This is a genomic window from Streptomyces sp. NPDC091287 (genome assembly GCF_044768525.1).
Taxonomy (GTDB): Bacteria; Actinomycetota; Actinomycetes; order Streptomycetales; family Streptomycetaceae; genus Streptomyces.
This window is the reverse complement of sequence record NZ_JBIVUV010000002.1, coordinates 30,910-45,630: the sequence shown is the minus strand read 5'-3', so window position 1 is coordinate 45,630 and position 14,721 is coordinate 30,910. Positions and strand designations below refer to the sequence as shown.

Here is a 14,721-nt window from a genome sequence, read left to right as displayed (position 1 = left end):
TTGCCCCGGAGGCAACGGGATGGTGCGGGCGGCCGTCCTACTCGACGGGACGCACGCACAGCGAAGGGCACAGCGAAGGAGGGGGAGCGGTCATGACCCTGGAGAGGGAAGACTGCGCGGCGCCCGCGGGGCGCGCGCGGCACGGCAACGCCGACTGGCTCACGGGGGCCAGGATCACCGCCGTCCTCGGGGTCTACTACCGGCCCGAGGGCCGGGCGGGCGAGCCGGAGGCCGTCGAGTTCGTCCTCTCGGACGACCAGTCCGTCCTGCTGACCTGCGCCTCCGACCGGACGCTGCACGTCACCCCGGGCGCCTGGCCGAGGCTGCCCGACTGGTGCGTACCGGCGAGCCGGTGGCAGCACGCCCCGCCCGCCCTCCTCCCGCCGGTGCCTTACGGGGGAGCGTGGACGGTCGTGGGCACCCAGGAGCTGAGGGATGCCGGCGGGGAGGTGCTCCAGGCCGTCATCCGGTGCGAGGAAGGGGACTTCGTGGTGGTCGCCGGGGACACGATGGCAATCCGCTTCGAGCCCCGCCCCTGACCCGCGAGTCCCGCCCCTGACCCACGAGCCCCGCCCCTGACCCACGAGCCCCGCCCCTGACCCACGAGTTCCGCCGCTGACCGACGAGTCCCGCCCCTGATCCACGTGCCCCGCCGCTGACCGACGAGGCCCGCCCCTGACCCGCGCGCCCCGCCGTTGACCCGCACACGCCACGCACCCCCGTACACCCGAGTGAACCCGCCCCCGGCGCCTACGCGTGCGGCCCCACCGTCACCGGGCCGACCGTCAGTTCCGCCGTCCCCTCCATGATCGCGGCGACCCGTTCCACCTGCTCCTCCAGCGCGCGCAGCCCGGCCGGCGGCAGGGGCTCCAGCGGCTCCACCGTCACCGCGATCCGGCGGCCCGAGCGGCGCAGGTGCCAGACGCCGGCCACCGTGCCGTCCACCAACAGCACCGGGAAGTTCCCCGCCTGCCCGCCCGCGAGAGCCCGCTCGTACGCCGCCCCCGGGAACAGCCGCTCACGGGGCTGGGAGGCGATGGTGAACGCGTCGAAGTACGGGAGCAGGCGCACGCCGCGCACCGGTGACGCCGGGAAGTCCGTGTCGCCCGCGACCACCCACGCCGGACCCGCGTCCGCGAACATCACCTCCTCGATCGCCCCCGCCGCCGCCAGCGCGGCGAACTGTTCGGCCGCCCAGGGCTTCGGCGCGGCGAGCCAGCGGGCGAAGTGGGCGGAGGTGGCCGGCCCGTAAGCGCGCAGATACCGCTCGATCAGGGCGGCCGGCGCCCCGGGGCCGGGCAGCGGGGTGCACCCGGGGTTGGTGTACGTCGCCTTCCGCCCCCGGTTCGGGGCGTACACGAGGGCGCCGCGGTGGCCGGCCAGGTGCAGGACCTGCCGCCAGCGCGGCCACATCGTCTGGAATCCGGGCATCACCAGGTCCCCGGCCCACGGCCCGGTCCGCGCGACGACCTCCTCGGAGAGTTCGTCGATCGTGAGCTCCGCCCCGGTCAGCGCCTCCGCGACGGCCGCGACGACCGCCTCCACCTGGTCCGGGGTCATCCGGGCGTCCTTGGAGAAGGGGTTCTTGCCCGCCGGCACGGCGGACAGGGCCCCGGTCCACAGCGGCAGGTCCGCCGCGGGCAGCAGGTGGACCGTGCCGCGCGGTCCGAACGTCTTGACCAGGGTCCGGTCGGTCCACAGAGCCGTACGGACGTCCGTGCGGGTCAGTCCGTCCCCGCGCAGCCCCACGGACAGCTCGGCCGCCGACAGCACCTGGGCGTGCGCGCCGAGCATCGAGGCCACCGCCGCGCCGGGGGTGGCGATGGGCGACGTGGTGGCGGCACCCGGGTGGAGGTGCTGGCGGGCCAGCCTCCGGGCGTTCGCCCCGGTCCAGCTCACGGTCTCTGTCGTTGTCGCAGTCGCACGGGATCGCGTCGTCATGCCTCGAAGCTAGAGCCCTCAGAGGTCAGGTTCCGTCCTCTGTCGCGTACGGCGTCAAGCCGACGCCCTACCGCGACCCCTCGATCCCGGGGCCGATACCGGGGCCGGTACCGGGCGGCTCCGGGGCCCGACGGGCGTCCGCCGCCCTGCCCGGAGCGCAGTCCGGTGAATCCGGAGAGTAATTGTGGAGTGGCGCGGCACGCGGCAGTACTTACGAAGGGTTATGGTGGAAACCCCCCCTCGGGCCGGTCCGTATCCCCCCCCACGGACCGGCCCGTTTTTTTACGGGCCGACGGCGGCGCCGCGCGCCCCCGAGGCGCTCCCGTTCTTCCCGGTGCGCAGGCCCCGTCGAGCCGACGTCAGCTGCGACCGGCCCAGATGTTCGTGCCCGCCGTGTCCACGGCGAACGCATCGATCTCCTTCAGCTCGTCGGCGGTCAGCGCCGGGCCCGCGAGGGCCGCCACGTTCTCCTCCAGCTGCTTCACGCTCGACGCCCCGATCAGCGCCGAGGTCATCCGGCTGTCGCGCAGCACCCACGCGATGGCGAGCTGCGCGAGCGACTGACCGCGGCCGCGCGCGATGTCGTTGAGCCCGTTGAGCCGGCGGACCACCTCGTCGGAGAGCAGGCCCGGGTCGAGGGACTTGCCCTGGGTGGCGCGCGAGCCCTCCGGAATGCCCTTCAGATACTTGTTGGTGAGCAGGCCCTGGGCGAGCGGCACGAAGGAGATGCAGCCCATCCCGGCCGCCTCCAGGGTGTCGAGCAGCCCGTCGTCCTCGATCCAGCGGTTGATCATGGAGTAGGACGGCTGGTGGATCAGTGCCGGCACGCCCATCTCCCTGAGCAGCCCGGCCGCCTCGGCGGTCTGCTCCGCGTTGTACGAGGAGACGCCCACGTACAGCGCCTTGCCCTGCTGGACGGCGGACGCCAGGGCGCCCATCGTCTCCTCCAGCGGGGTGTGCGGGTCGAAGCGGTGCGAGTAGAAGACGTCGACGTGATCGAGGCCCATCCGCTTCAGGGAGGCGTCGAGCGAGGACAGCAGGTACTTCCGGGAGCCCCACTCGCCGTACGGGCCGGGGTGCATCAGATAACCGGCCTTGGTGGAAATGACCAGTTCGTCACGGTACGGAGCGAAATCCTGGGCGAAGAGCTTGCCGAAGTTCAGCTCGGCCGAGCCGGGCGGCGGGCCGTAGTTGTTGGCCAGATCGAAATGGGTGACCCCGAGATCGAAGGCGCGGCGCAGAATCGCCCGCTGGGAGTCCAGGGCCCGGTCGTCGCCGAAGTTGTGCCACAGGCCCAGCGAGAGGGCGGGCAGCTTGAGGCCGCTGCGCCCGGTCCGGCGGTACTCCATGGAGTCGTAGCGCGAACCGGCGGCGCGGTAGTGCAGGTCGGGGGAGAGGTAATCAGTCACGTTTCATTCCTTATCACGGAGTTGTGACAGACCGGGTTGGGCCCCCGTGACCCGATCGCAGTAATGTGGCGGCTTCGGGGAATGCCGATGTGCGGCGCGGCGAAGGCCCGCGTGGCCGTGCCAGTGGTAGGGGTGCGGACCGCCGAGGGATCGTGCGGGCGGCGCAGACCGTGCGGCGATCCCCCGCGGGGGACGGCCCCCGGACCCCCGGCGACGGGGAGGGCGGGCCCCGGGCCCGTACGGAACCGAGAGGGTGAACGCAGTGAACTTCCGCGACCTGGTGTACAGGCTCTACGCGCGCCGGGTGGGAGGCCGTCTGGACCACGACCAGGTGCCGAAGCACATCGGGGTCATCCTCGACGGCAACCGGCGCTGGGCCAAGGCGTCCGGCGGATCGGCCGTGCAGGGCCACCAGGCCGGTGCGGACAAGATCTCCGAGCTGCTCGGCTGGTGCAGTGAGACCGATGTCGAGGTCGTCACCCTCTGGATGCTGTCCACGGACAACTTCGACCGCCCCGAGCACGAGCTGAAGCCGCTGCTCGGCATCATCGAGAACACCGTGCGCAACCTCGCCGCGGACGGGCGCTGGCGCGTCCACCACGTCGGCACGCTCGACCTGCTTCCGCCGGAGACGCAGTCGGTGCTCAAGGAGGCGCAGGAGGCGACGTCCGACATCGACGGAATAATCGTCAATGTCGCGGTCGGCTACGGTGGCCGCCAGGAGATCGCGGACGCGGTGCGCTCCCTGCTCCTGGAGCACTCGGAGAAGGGCACGACCTTCGAGGAACTGGCCGAGGTCGTCTCCACCGACCTGATCTCCGAGCACCTCTACACCCGGGGCCAGCCCGACCCCGACCTGGTGATCCGGACGAGCGGCGAGCAGCGGCTCTCGGGCTTCATGCTCTGGCAGAGCGCCCACTCGGAGTACTACTTCTGCGAGGTGTTCTGGCCGGCCTTCCGCAAGGTCGACTTCCTCCGGGCGCTGCGCGACTACGCCGCCCGCCACCGCCGCTACGGCGCCTGAACACCCTCCTGCCGCCCGTTCGGCCGATGGCTCCTCTATATAGGGGAGCCATCGCGCGTGTACGCGTACGCAAGCGCGCCATCGCGCGTCCACCAGGACTTTTCCACACCGTGTCATATGCGGCGGCATGGCTTCGCGCGGAAAAGGGAATACCCCTGTCAGGTCGACGTCCGGTCATCAACCAGGCGGATGTCGCATCCAAGTGAGCGGTGCCAAGACCGCTCGCCCGGGAGGCCCTTTGCACACGAAGGACCGTAGACAGTCTGCGGCCGACGCGGTGGCCGTGGTCCGGCCCGCGCACAGGGGCCCGATCCCGGTCCGTCCTCTCCCTTCGGGAAGCTCCGCGACCGTCCGTCGCACTCCCCGACCTCGTCCGAGGGGGTACGTCCTTCCGTGGTGACCAGCAGCAAGCGCCGCATGCCCGACCGGCGTACATACGTTCTCGACACCAGCGTCCTGCTGGCCGATCCCGGTGCCATGGCCCGCTTCGACGAGCACGAAGTCGTGCTCCCGATCGTGGTGGTCACGGAACTGGAGGCCAAACGGCATCACCCCGAGCTCGGCTACTTCGCCCGGCAGGCCCTGCGCCTGCTGGACGACTTCCGGGTCCGGTACGGCCGGCTGGACGCCCCGATCCCGCTCGGGGATCTGGGCGGGACGCTCCGCGTCGAGCTCAACCACTCCGATCCCGGCGTCCTGCCCGCCGGCTACCGGTTGGGGGACAACGACTCACGGATCCTCGCGGTCGCACGCAACCTCCAGGCCGAGGGGTACGACGTCACGGTCGTCTCCAAGGACCTCCCGCTCCGTATCAAGGCCTCCTCCGTTGGCCTCCTCGCCGAGGAGTACCGCGCGGAGCTCGCCATCACGGACTCCGGCTGGACCGGCATGAGCGAACTGTCCCTCGCCGGGGAACAGATCGACCTGCTGTTCAGTGAGGAGACGCTGTACGTACCCGAGGCCGCCGAACTGCCCGTGCACACCGGTCTGGTCCTCCAGTCCGAGCGCGGCAAGGCGCTCGGCCGGGTGACGGCCGAGGGCAACGTACGGCTCGTGCGGGGCGACCGGGAGGCCTTCGGCATCCACGGGCGCAGCGCCGAGCAGCGGATCGCCCTCGACCTCCTCCTCGACTCCGACGTCGGCATCGTGTCGCTGGGCGGCCGGGCCGGCACCGGCAAGTCGGCGCTGGCCCTCTGTGCGGGCCTGGAGGCGGTGCTGGAGCGCCAGCAGCACAAGAAGGTGATGGTCTTCCGCCCGCTGTACGCGGTGGGCGGGCAGGAGCTCGGCTATCTCCCCGGCAGCGAGGCCGAGAAGATGAGCCCCTGGGCGCAGGCGGTCTTCGACACGCTCTCGGCGGTCGCCGGGCGCGAGGTCATCGAGGAGGTGCTCGGGCGCGGGATGCTGGAGGTCCTGCCGCTCACCCACATCCGCGGCCGGTCCCTGCACGACGCGTTCGTGATCGTCGACGAGGCGCAGTCGCTCGAACGGAACGTCCTGCTGACCGTGTTGTCCCGAATCGGGGCGAACTCGCGTGTCGTGCTCACCCACGACGTCGCCCAGCGGGACAACCTCCGGGTCGGCCGGTACGACGGAGTCGTCGCCGTCGTCGAGAAGCTGAAGGGCCATCCGCTGTTCGCCCACGTCACGCTCACACGGTCGGAGCGTTCGCAGATCGCCGCGCTGGTGACCGAAATGCTGGAGGAAGGCCACATCTGACACGCATGTCCCTTTGATGCCGCCCGGCGAGCCAAGGAGCTTAGCCGGGCGGCATTGTGCTGCGCCGTCATTTCCGAAAAGCCGAGGGGCCAAACGGGGTGTGACCTTTCCCACGCAAGACAGAATTGCCTCCCGGCGCTCCCGTCCGGCAGAGTCTTGCTTCCGTCAGGCCCCGCATACGGCACTTGGGCACCTCCAGAGGCGCCACGCACCACACAACTCAACACAAGACGCCCGTATGCCGCCCGCGAGCACCACGCGGCAGCCCCCTCACCGGGGTTGCCCATCGGGCCCGTGCCTCCCGTGACCCACGCAGTAGGGAGGCCAGTGTCAGGGGCACGAACGCGCCCGCGAGGTCACCTAAGCGGGCGATGCTGGAAGGACACCATGTGAGCCGGATCTCGGTCCGGGGGTTCGCCGTGGCATCCGCCACCGCGGTCACCACCGTTGGCGCCGTCGTAGGCGTTGCTGCGGGCGGCACACCTGCCGTCGACGACAACAACTTCGAGGCGGCCGCAGCCGACACCACGCTGCTCGCAGACATCCCCGCGGGCCAGCAGGCCCAGGTCCAGACCGCTTCGCTGACGCAGCAGGCCGATGCCCAGGCATCCGCCGCCGACGCCGCCGCGAAGAAGTCGGCCGAGGAGTCGGCCCGCCTCCAGGCAGCCAAGGACGCCAAGTCCAAGAAGCAGGCCGCCGAGGACCGGCTCGAGGCCGAGCGCGAGGCGGAGAAGAAGAAGAAGGAAGAAGCCGAGCGCGCCAGCCGTTCTTCCGTCCGCGACGCCGCCTCGTTCTCCGCGCAGGGCTCCTACAGCGTGGCCGACGTCAAGGCGATGGCCCGTCAGATGGTCCCCGCGGACCAGTTCCAGTGCTTCAGCAACATCGTGAACCACGAGTCGACCTGGAACTACCGTGCGAGCAACCCGTCCTCCGGGGCGTACGGTCTGATGCAGGCGCTCCCGGGTCACAAGATGTCGTCCGCCGGCGCCGACTGGCAGACCAACCCGGCCACCCAGATCAAGTGGGGCCTCAGCTACATGGACGGCCGTTACGGCAGCCCGTGCGGCGCCTGGTCCTTCTGGCAGGCCAACAACTGGTATTAGAGAGAGCGGGCGAAGTCCACGGACCGCCCTCTCGACCTCGCGAGGCCCCCCACCGTCCAGACGGTGGGGGGCCTCGCGCGTGTACGGTCGCATCCTGGCGGTCCCGGGAAGCGTTGGGAAACGCTGCGGAGCGCTGGGTGGCGAAGATGGGGGAAGGAAAGCAAGCATGTCGAAACTGCCGGGCTGGCTGGGCCGCTTCGGGTCCGAACTGACGGAACTGGGTGCGCGACTGGACGAGCGGCGGGCGCGCGCCGCCGCCGATGACGACGACGACCCCCTCACGGCGCGAGGGGCCCCCGCCGTCGCGGAGGACGACGCCGCCGGGCAGGTGCCCGCGCCGCCCTCGTACGCCCCCTCGGTCGCCGCCAAGCCGGATCCGGTGGCGGCGATCCCGTGGGGGATGCGGGTCGCCGCCGAGGCCGGCTGGCGCCTCCTCGTCCTCGCGGGGACGCTCTGGGTGCTGATGCGGGTGATCAGCGCGGTCCAGCTCGTGGTGCTGGCCTTCGCCGCCGCGCTGCTCGTCACCGCGATGCTCCAGCCGACCGTGGTCCGGCTCAAGCGGTTCGGGCTGCCCCACGGGCTCGCCACGGCCGTGACCGCCGTGCTCGGGTTCGTCATCATCGGACTGGTCGGCTGGTTCGTGGTGTGGCAGGTGATGGACAACCTCGACACGCTCTCCGACCGGGTCCGCGACGGCATCGACGAGTTGAAGCGCTGGGCGCTCGACAGCCCCTTCCACGTCACCGAGTCGCAGATCAACGACATCGCCAAGAACCTCAGCGACACCATCGGCACCAACACCGAGGAGATCACCTCCGCCGGGCTCCAGGGCGTCACCGTGATGGTGGAGTTCCTCACCGGGCTGCTGCTGGCGATGTTCTCCACGCTGTTCCTGCTCTACGACGGCCGGCGCATCTGGGAGTGGTCGCTCAAGCTGGTGCCCGCCGCGGCCCGCCCCGGGGTCGCCGGCGCCGGGCCGCGCGCCTGGCGCACCCTGACCGCGTATGTGCGCGGCACGGTGCTCGTCGCCCTGATCGACGCCATCTTCATCGGGTTCGGCCTCTACGTCCTCAACGTGCCGCTCGCCGTGCCCCTGGCCGTCTTCATCTTCCTGTTCGCCTTCATCCCGCTCGTCGGCGCCGTGGTCTCCGGGGCACTCGCGGTGGTCGTCGCCCTGGTCACCGAGGGGGTGTGGACCGCGCTGTGGGCGCTGGTGGTGGTCCTGGCGGTGCAGCAGATCGAGGGCCACATCCTGCAGCCGTTCATCCTCGGCCGCGCCGTCCGGGTGCATCCGCTCGCGGTGGTCCTCGCGGTGGCGACCGGCGGTCTGGTTGCGGGCATCGGCGGCGCGGTGGTCGCCGTACCGCTGGTCGCCGTGATCAACACGGTGGTCGGCTATCTGCGCTCGTACGGGGAACCGGGCGAGCGGGGCGGCAACCACGGGGCCACCGCCCTGTCCATGAGCCCGGCACACGCCGCGCCCGCGCCCCCGGGTCCGCAGGAACCGCCGGGTGAACCCGCGAGGGAGAACAAGCCTCCGCAGGAGAACAAGCCTCCGCAGGAGTAGGGATAGGAAAAGAAGAGCCCCGGGGACGGTCGGTCGTCCTCGGGGCTCTTCTCGTATCAGGGGTGGTGCGGTGTCACTACTCGGCGAGTACGGCCTCGGCGTCGAGGGTCACACCGACCGCCTGGATCACCGAAGCGACCTTGACGGCTTCCTGAATGGTCTCACGGTCCACGCCGGCCTTGCGCAGCACCTGCTCGTGGGAGTCCAGGCACTGGCCGCAGCCGTTGATCGCGGAGACGGCGAGCGACCACAGCTCGAAGTCGACCTTCTCCACGCCCGGGTTGCCGATGACGTTCATCCGCAGGCCCGCGCGGAGCGTGCCGTACTCCGGGTCCGACAGCAGGTGCCGGGTCCGGTAGAAGACGTTGTTCATCGCCATGATCGCGGCCGCCGACTTCGCCGCGGTGTACGCCTCGGCGGAGAGGTTGGCCTTCGCCTCGGGCTCCAGCTCGCGCAGCACCTTCGGCGAACGCGAGGCGATCGCGCAGGCCAGCACGGTGCCCCACAGCTGCTGCTTCGGGAGGTCGCTGTTGCCGATGACCGAGCCGAGGTTCAGCTTCAGGTCCTTGGCGAAGTCCGGTATGGCGGACTTCAGTTCGTCGAGAGCCATGTCGGTATCAGCTCACTCGCCCGAGAGGAGCGCGACCGGGTCGAGGGTGTTCTCGCCCTTGGTCCAGTTGCACGGGCACAGCTCGTCGGTCTGCAGGGCGTCGAGGACCCGCAGGACCTCCTTGGGGTTACGGCCCACGGAACCGGCGGTCACCATCGTGAACTGGATCTCGTTGTTCTGGTCGACGATGAAGACGGCGCGCTGGGCGAAGCCGTCCTCGCCCTCGATGCCGAGGTCGCGCATGAGCTCGTGCTTCGAGTCGGCCAGCATCGGGAAGGGCAGGTCGGTCAGGTCCGGGTGGTCCTTGCGCCAGGCGTGGTGCACGAACTCGGAGTCACCGGAGAAGCCGAGGACCTGGGCGTCGCGGTCCGCGAACTCCTCGTTCAGCTTGCCGAAGGCGGCGATCTCGGTGGGGCACACGAAGGTGAAGTCCTTCGGCCACGCGAAGACGATCTTCCACTTGCCCTCGTAGGTCTTGTGGTTGATCTGCTCGAACTCCTTGCCGCTCTCCAGCGAAACACAAGCAGTCAGGTCGAACTCGGGGAACTTGTCACCGACAGTGAGCACGCGCTCTCCTTGCAACGTCTGGAACTCCCCTTTTGGGGGCGTTCCTGAGGGTTGGACGAACTCCACCTTGGCACAGAGTGCATTGATCACGGAAATAGCTACACTCGGTCGAGATGATCGGAGGTGCCTATCAGTGGGCCAGGGTAATCAGGGCATACGCCCCAAGCAGTCCGGTAAGTCGGCCGGTAAGCAGCCCAGTCTTTCGCAGCTGCGCGCCTTCACGGCCGTGGCGGAGCATCTGCACTTCCGGGACGCGGCGGCAGCAATCGGGATGAGTCAGCCCGCACTCTCCGGAGCGGTGTCCACCCTGGAGGAGGCACTGGGTGTCCGGCTCATCGAGCGTACGACGCGCAAGGTGCTGCTCTCGCCCGCGGGAGAGCGGCTCGCGGTGCGGGCCGGGGCGGTGCTGGAGGCCGTCGCCGCGCTGATGGAGGAGGCGGAGGCGGTCCGGGCCCCGTTCACCGGAGTGCTCCGGCTCGGCGTGATCCCCACCGTCGCCCCGTATCTGCTGCCCACCGTGCTCCGCCTCGTCCACGAGCGGTACGTGGACCTCGACCTCCAGGTCCACGAGGAGCAGACCTCCTCACTGCTGGAGGGTCTCGCCGCCGGGCGGCTGGACCTGCTGCTGCTCGCCGTGCCGCTCGGCGTGCCGGGAGTCACCGAGATCCCGTTGTTCGACGAGGACTTCGTGCTGGTCATGGAGCAGGACCACTGGCTCGGCGGCCGGGCGGACATCCCGCGCGACGCACTGCGCGAACTGCCGTTGCTGCTCCTGGACGAGGGGCACTGCCTGCGCGACCAGGCCCTGGACATCTGCCGTGAGGCGGGCCGCACCGAGGGCGCGCCGGTGACCACGACCGCCGCCGGGCTCTCCACCCTGGTCCAGCTGGTGGCCGGCGGGCTCGGGGTGACGCTGCTGCCCCGGACCGCGGTGACGGTGGAGACCGGCCGCAACGAGGCGCTGGCCACCGGGTACTTCGCGGACCCGGCCCCCACCCGGCGGGTGGCGCTGGCGATGCGGACGGGATCGGCGCGGGGAGGCGAGTTCGAGGAGTTCGCGGGCGCCCTGCGCGAGGCGATGGAGCCGCTGCCGGTACGGCTGGTGGCGGAAGGCGCTTGAGAGCGTACGGACAGCCGGGCCCCCTGGGAACAGGGGCCCCGGCCGTCCGTACGCGGATCAGGCGGGTGTCACTCGGTGCGCAGTCCGTCCGGGCGCATCATGCGCCACAGCGGCGGCAGCGACAACAGCGTGACCAGCAGGATCAGCGCGCCCCCGACCCCCGCCATCGGCCAGAACAGCCACCAGTCGGAGATCTCCTTCTCGATCAGGTGGACGAGCATCGCCCCGAGGCCCAGACCGCCCGCGACCGCCACCGCCAGACCGAGCACCACCGGCACGGCGGTCTGCCACAGCACCGACCAGCCGAGCGTGGAGCGCCGGGTTCCGAAGGCGACCAGCACCGACAGCAGCCGCCTGCGCTCACGCAACTGCTCCAGCTGGGAGACCAGCATCGACAGGGCGATCAGCAGTAGCACCGCGCTCGCGCCCACCTGGAGCCCGGTCTGGATGCTGGCGTACTGGCGGTTGCGTTCCACCGATTCGATCGTGACGAAGCGCATCCCGGGGTCGATCCTGGCCGCCGTGTTGCGTACGTGCTCGGCGACGTCCGGCACGCTCCGGTCGACCCGGATCTGGGTGGTGATCAAGGCGTTGGGCAGCTTGCCCGCGTCGAGGGCGCCGATGGTGGCCATGATTCCCCAGTGGGGGTCGCCCATCGGGTCGGTGCGGCCCGTCACGGTCCGGGAGTCGGCGGGCAGCGTCCACCGCATCGGCTTCTTCCCGGAGCCGATCTCGACCACCTCGCCCTTGCGGGCGGTCTCGTCGACCCAGGCCGTCATGTCCTTGTCGTCCTTCGGGTGGACGACGAACGTGTCGCCGTCCGCGCAGGCGCCGATCCGGGCCAGCTCGCGCAGGGTCTCGCAGGTGCCGACGGTCAGCGAGGTGGTGGGCTGGACCTCGTCCTCGGCATAGTCGCCCGGCTTGGAGGCGTACGCCTCCACCGAGCCGATGACCACCTCCACGCCCTTGGTGGCACGGAACTGCTCGATGGCCGCGGTGGCCCCCTCGCCCGTGACGTTCTCGGAGTAGCCGGCGAACTGTGCCCGGGTGGGGTCCTGGCCCGTCATCCGGTTGAAGTCGGCGTTCATCGAGGCGAACAGCATCTGCAGGGCGATCGCCCCCGCCACCGCCACGGTGACCCCGCTGACCGCGCGGGACGCGGCCCCGCTGCTCAACTGGAGCCTGCGGGTGGCGAGCTGCCAGGGCACCGGGCCGCCGCGCAGCCGGTTCACACAGGACTCGACCAGCCAGGGCAGCAGCAGGGCGAGCCCGAACAGCACCAGCACGGCGCCCGCGGTGATCGGGAACGGGTTCACCGGGGCGTACTCCTCGACCCGGCCCCAGAGCGCGAGCACCACGAGACCCGCCAGCGGCACCGGCAGCCGCCACCACAGGCGGCGTCCCCGGTCGCGACCCCGGCGCACGACGCCGAGCGGCTCGATCACCACGGACCGCATCGCCACCAGGGTGACGAGGACGGCGGTCAGCGGCACGGCCGCCGCGATCAGCGACGCCAGCCGGAGGTCGGGCGCCAGGTCGGCCGGGAACGCGCTGACGTCCCAGATCTCCACCGCGCCGACGAACTGCCGGCCCACCAGGAAGAACGCCAGGCCGAACAGCAGCCCGAGCAGTGCGCCGAACAGCGCCTCCCCGGCGGCGATCCGCCGGGTCGTCCGGATGTCCGCGCCGACCAGGCGCAGCGCGGCCAGCCGTCGGTCGCGCCGGTCGCCGCCGAAGCGCACGGCGGTGGCGATGAAGATTGCGACCGGCGCCAGCAGCACGACGCAGACCATGATGACGAGCACGATCAGCAGGGGCGGGAGGGGGTCGCCCTGGCGGTCGTCGCCGTACGCGGCGACCCGGTGGCCGCCGTTGGCCGGCGTCAGGGTGTCGCTGCCCGCGTAGTAGAGGAGTTCATTGGGGGAGCGCAGCCCCGCATCCCCGATCGTGCCGGTGATCTCGTACGACAGCCGCTCCCGCAGCAGCTCGTTGCCCGGCTCGTCGAGCAGCTCCCGCAGGGCGGGGGAGACGACCATCGTGTCCGGCGCGGGGAAGCGGTCGACCCCCGGCGGCAGGACGGGCTTCGAGCCGTCGGGGCGCATCAGATAGCCCTCGACGGTCCGGTCGTGGTACTCGGTGGTCGTGTTGATCCGCAGCACCGAGCTGTCCGACTTCGCGGCGTTCGCGTCGGGCGAGTCGGAGATCCGGGCCTCGCTGCGGGCCTGCTCGCGCGCGTTCCGCTCGTCGAGCAGATGCGGTACGGAGGAGGCGAGCAGCAGCAGGGCGACGCCGAGGCCGACGCCGACGGCGGTCAGCAGCGTACGGATCCAGCCCTCGCGGCCCCCGGCGGCGGCGAACCGGATGCCGAGACCGAGGTCGCGGAGGGTCACCGCGCCCCGCGAGGGCGCCGGCGGACGCGGTGGCGCCACGGGTCGCCTTTCTTCGAGCAGCGTCATACGGCGTGCTCCATGTCGCGGGCCCGGCCGTCGCGCACGGTGACGTCACGGTCGGAGTAGGCGGCGACGCGGGCCTCGTGGGTCACCAGGACCACGGCGACGTTGGCGGAACGGGCGGCCTCGGTGAGCAGCTCCATCACCCGCTCGCCGTTGAGGGAGTCCAGCGCACCGGTCGGCTCGTCGGCGAAGATCACCTTCGGCGACGCGGCCAGCGCACGGGCCACGGCGACCCGCTGGCCCTGCCCGCCGGAGACCTCGCCGGGGCGCTTGGCGCCGAGGTCGTCGACCTCCAGGCGCTCCATCCACTCCAGGGCGGTGCGCTCGGCGGCCTTGCGCCTGACGCCGTTCAGCCGCAGCGGCAGGGCGACGTTCTCCACACAGGTCAGCTCCGGGACGAGCTGGCCGAACTGGAAGACGAAGCCGAAGTCGCTGCGCCGCAGGGCGCTGCGCTCGGCGTCCGACATCGCGGACAGCTCGCGGCCCGCGTAGGTGATGGTGCCGGAGTCGGGCGTGATGATCCCGGCCAGGCAGTGCAGCAGGGTCGACTTGCCGGAGCCGGAGGGGCCCATCACGGCGACGACCTCGCCGGGGTGCACGGAGAACGACGCGCCGTCCAGGGCGGGCGTCGAGCCGTAGGTCTTGCGCAGATCGTGCGCGGCGAGAAGGGAGCCTTCGGGAATCACGGAGCCACCACCTTGGCGAGCTGGTCGACACGGGCGGAGGTCAGTTCCAGCCAGCGCAGATCGGCTTCCAGGTGGAACAGGGCGTGGTCGCAGATCAACTGGTCGGCGAGGTCACCCTGACGTTTGCGGTCGGTGAGGATACGCATCATCCGCAGGTGCGCCGAGCGCTGGGTGTCCAGCAGATCGGCCGCGCTGCGGCCGGTCAGGAGCGCCAGGACGACCTTGGTGTAGAGCGTCGACTGGAGGTAGGGCTCCGGCTTCTCCGGCTGGGCCAGCCAGTGCGAGACATCGGTGATCCCGGCGTCGGTGATGGCGTACCGCTTGCGCTCGGGGCCTCCTTCGCTCTCGACGCCGTCGACCTCGACGAGTCCGTTCTTCAGGAGCCGGGACATCGTCGAATAGACCTGGCCGTAGTGGAGCGGGCGGTCCTGGCCGAACTTCTCGTCGAAGGTCCGCTTCAGGTCGTAGCCGTGTCGGGGGCCGGACTCCAGGAGCCCGAGGAGGGTGTGACCGATAGACATGAGA

13 protein-coding genes are annotated in these 14,721 nt (G+C 70.9%); 6 read left to right on the top strand and 7 right to left on the bottom strand.

Going from position 1 to position 14,721, the window contains the following annotated elements; genetic code table 11:
* The first annotated feature begins 92 nt into the window (after nucleotides 1–92).
* Nucleotides 93–539, top strand: coding sequence for a hypothetical protein (locus ACIQRW_RS02995; RefSeq protein ID WP_215111852.1), 447 nt, complete (start codon nucleotides 93–95; stop codon nucleotides 537–539).
* A 211-nt stretch (nucleotides 540–750) separates the two neighbouring features.
* Here ACIQRW_RS02995 and ACIQRW_RS02990 read toward each other — a convergent pair whose 3' ends face one another.
* Together ACIQRW_RS02990 and mgrA are read right to left on the bottom strand one after the other, a co-directional pair.
* Complete coding sequence (locus tag ACIQRW_RS02990; RefSeq protein WP_403753553.1) at nucleotides 751–1,941, bottom strand: winged helix DNA-binding domain-containing protein; 1,191 nt, start codon at nucleotides 1,939–1,941, stop codon at nucleotides 751–753.
* 359 nt (nucleotides 1,942–2,300) lie between these two features.
* Nucleotides 2,301–3,350 (bottom strand): L-glyceraldehyde 3-phosphate reductase, encoded by a 1,050-nt coding sequence (gene mgrA, locus ACIQRW_RS02985; protein WP_403753551.1) that lies wholly within the window; start codon nucleotides 3,348–3,350, stop codon nucleotides 2,301–2,303.
* 262 nt (nucleotides 3,351–3,612) lie between these two features.
* Between mgrA and ACIQRW_RS02980 the strand changes: the two genes are divergently transcribed.
* The 4 genes from ACIQRW_RS02980 (at nucleotide 3,613) to ACIQRW_RS02965 (ending at nucleotide 8,760) form a co-directional block, all read left to right on the top strand.
* Complete coding sequence (locus tag ACIQRW_RS02980) at nucleotides 3,613–4,374, top strand: isoprenyl transferase (RefSeq protein WP_073741104.1); 762 nt, start codon at nucleotides 3,613–3,615, stop codon at nucleotides 4,372–4,374.
* A 393-nt stretch (nucleotides 4,375–4,767) separates the two neighbouring features.
* Nucleotides 4,768–6,090 carry a PhoH family protein gene (locus ACIQRW_RS02975; protein ID WP_403753548.1) on the top strand — a complete coding sequence of 441 codons (1,323 nt, stop codon included), beginning with the start codon at nucleotides 4,768–4,770 and terminating at the stop codon, nucleotides 6,088–6,090.
* A gap of 389 nt (nucleotides 6,091–6,479) precedes the next feature.
* On the top strand, nucleotides 6,480–7,193 hold the full coding sequence (locus ACIQRW_RS02970; RefSeq protein ID WP_403753545.1) for a transglycosylase SLT domain-containing protein: 714 nt from the start codon (nucleotides 6,480–6,482) through the stop codon (nucleotides 7,191–7,193).
* Nucleotides 7,194–7,359: 166 nt separating this feature from the next.
* The gene (locus ACIQRW_RS02965; protein WP_403753542.1) at nucleotides 7,360–8,760 is read left to right on the top strand and encodes an AI-2E family transporter; all 1,401 of its coding nucleotides are present in this window, start codon (nucleotides 7,360–7,362) and stop codon (nucleotides 8,758–8,760) included.
* A gap of 76 nt (nucleotides 8,761–8,836) precedes the next feature.
* Here the strand turns inward: ACIQRW_RS02965 and ACIQRW_RS02960 are convergent, their stop codons facing one another.
* Together ACIQRW_RS02960 and ACIQRW_RS02955 are read right to left on the bottom strand one after the other, a co-directional pair.
* On the bottom strand, nucleotides 8,837–9,370 hold the full coding sequence (locus ACIQRW_RS02960; protein WP_030561341.1) for an alkyl hydroperoxide reductase: 534 nt from the start codon (nucleotides 9,368–9,370) through the stop codon (nucleotides 8,837–8,839).
* A 12-nt stretch (nucleotides 9,371–9,382) separates the two neighbouring features.
* Entirely contained in the window at nucleotides 9,383–9,937 is a 555-nt protein-coding gene (locus ACIQRW_RS02955; protein WP_007452441.1) for a peroxiredoxin, read from the bottom strand.
* 133 nt (nucleotides 9,938–10,070) lie between these two features.
* Between ACIQRW_RS02955 and ACIQRW_RS02950 the strand changes: the two genes are divergently transcribed.
* Nucleotides 10,071–11,057: a hydrogen peroxide-inducible genes activator gene (locus ACIQRW_RS02950; RefSeq protein ID WP_403753538.1), complete on the top strand. Its 987-nt coding sequence runs from the start codon at nucleotides 10,071–10,073 to the stop codon at nucleotides 11,055–11,057.
* 68 nt (nucleotides 11,058–11,125) lie between these two features.
* Here the strand turns inward: ACIQRW_RS02950 and ACIQRW_RS02945 are convergent, their stop codons facing one another.
* From ACIQRW_RS02945 to ACIQRW_RS02935, 3 genes are read right to left on the bottom strand one after another with little or no spacing between them, the layout of a single operon-like run.
* Nucleotides 11,126–13,513, bottom strand: a complete 2,388-nt coding sequence (locus ACIQRW_RS02945; protein ID WP_403753535.1) for an ABC transporter permease — start codon at nucleotides 13,511–13,513, stop codon at nucleotides 11,126–11,128.
* Nucleotides 13,510–14,196: an ABC transporter ATP-binding protein gene (locus ACIQRW_RS02940; RefSeq protein ID WP_097964847.1), complete on the bottom strand. Its 687-nt coding sequence runs from the start codon at nucleotides 14,194–14,196 to the stop codon at nucleotides 13,510–13,512. Before ACIQRW_RS02940 ends, ACIQRW_RS02945 begins: the two co-directional genes overlap by 4 nt.
* Nucleotides 14,193–14,717: a PadR family transcriptional regulator gene (locus ACIQRW_RS02935; RefSeq protein ID WP_403753532.1), complete on the bottom strand. Its 525-nt coding sequence runs from the start codon at nucleotides 14,715–14,717 to the stop codon at nucleotides 14,193–14,195. The genes ACIQRW_RS02940 and ACIQRW_RS02935 overlap by 4 nt, the downstream gene beginning before the upstream one ends.
* Between the last annotated feature and the right edge of the window lie 4 nt (nucleotides 14,718–14,721).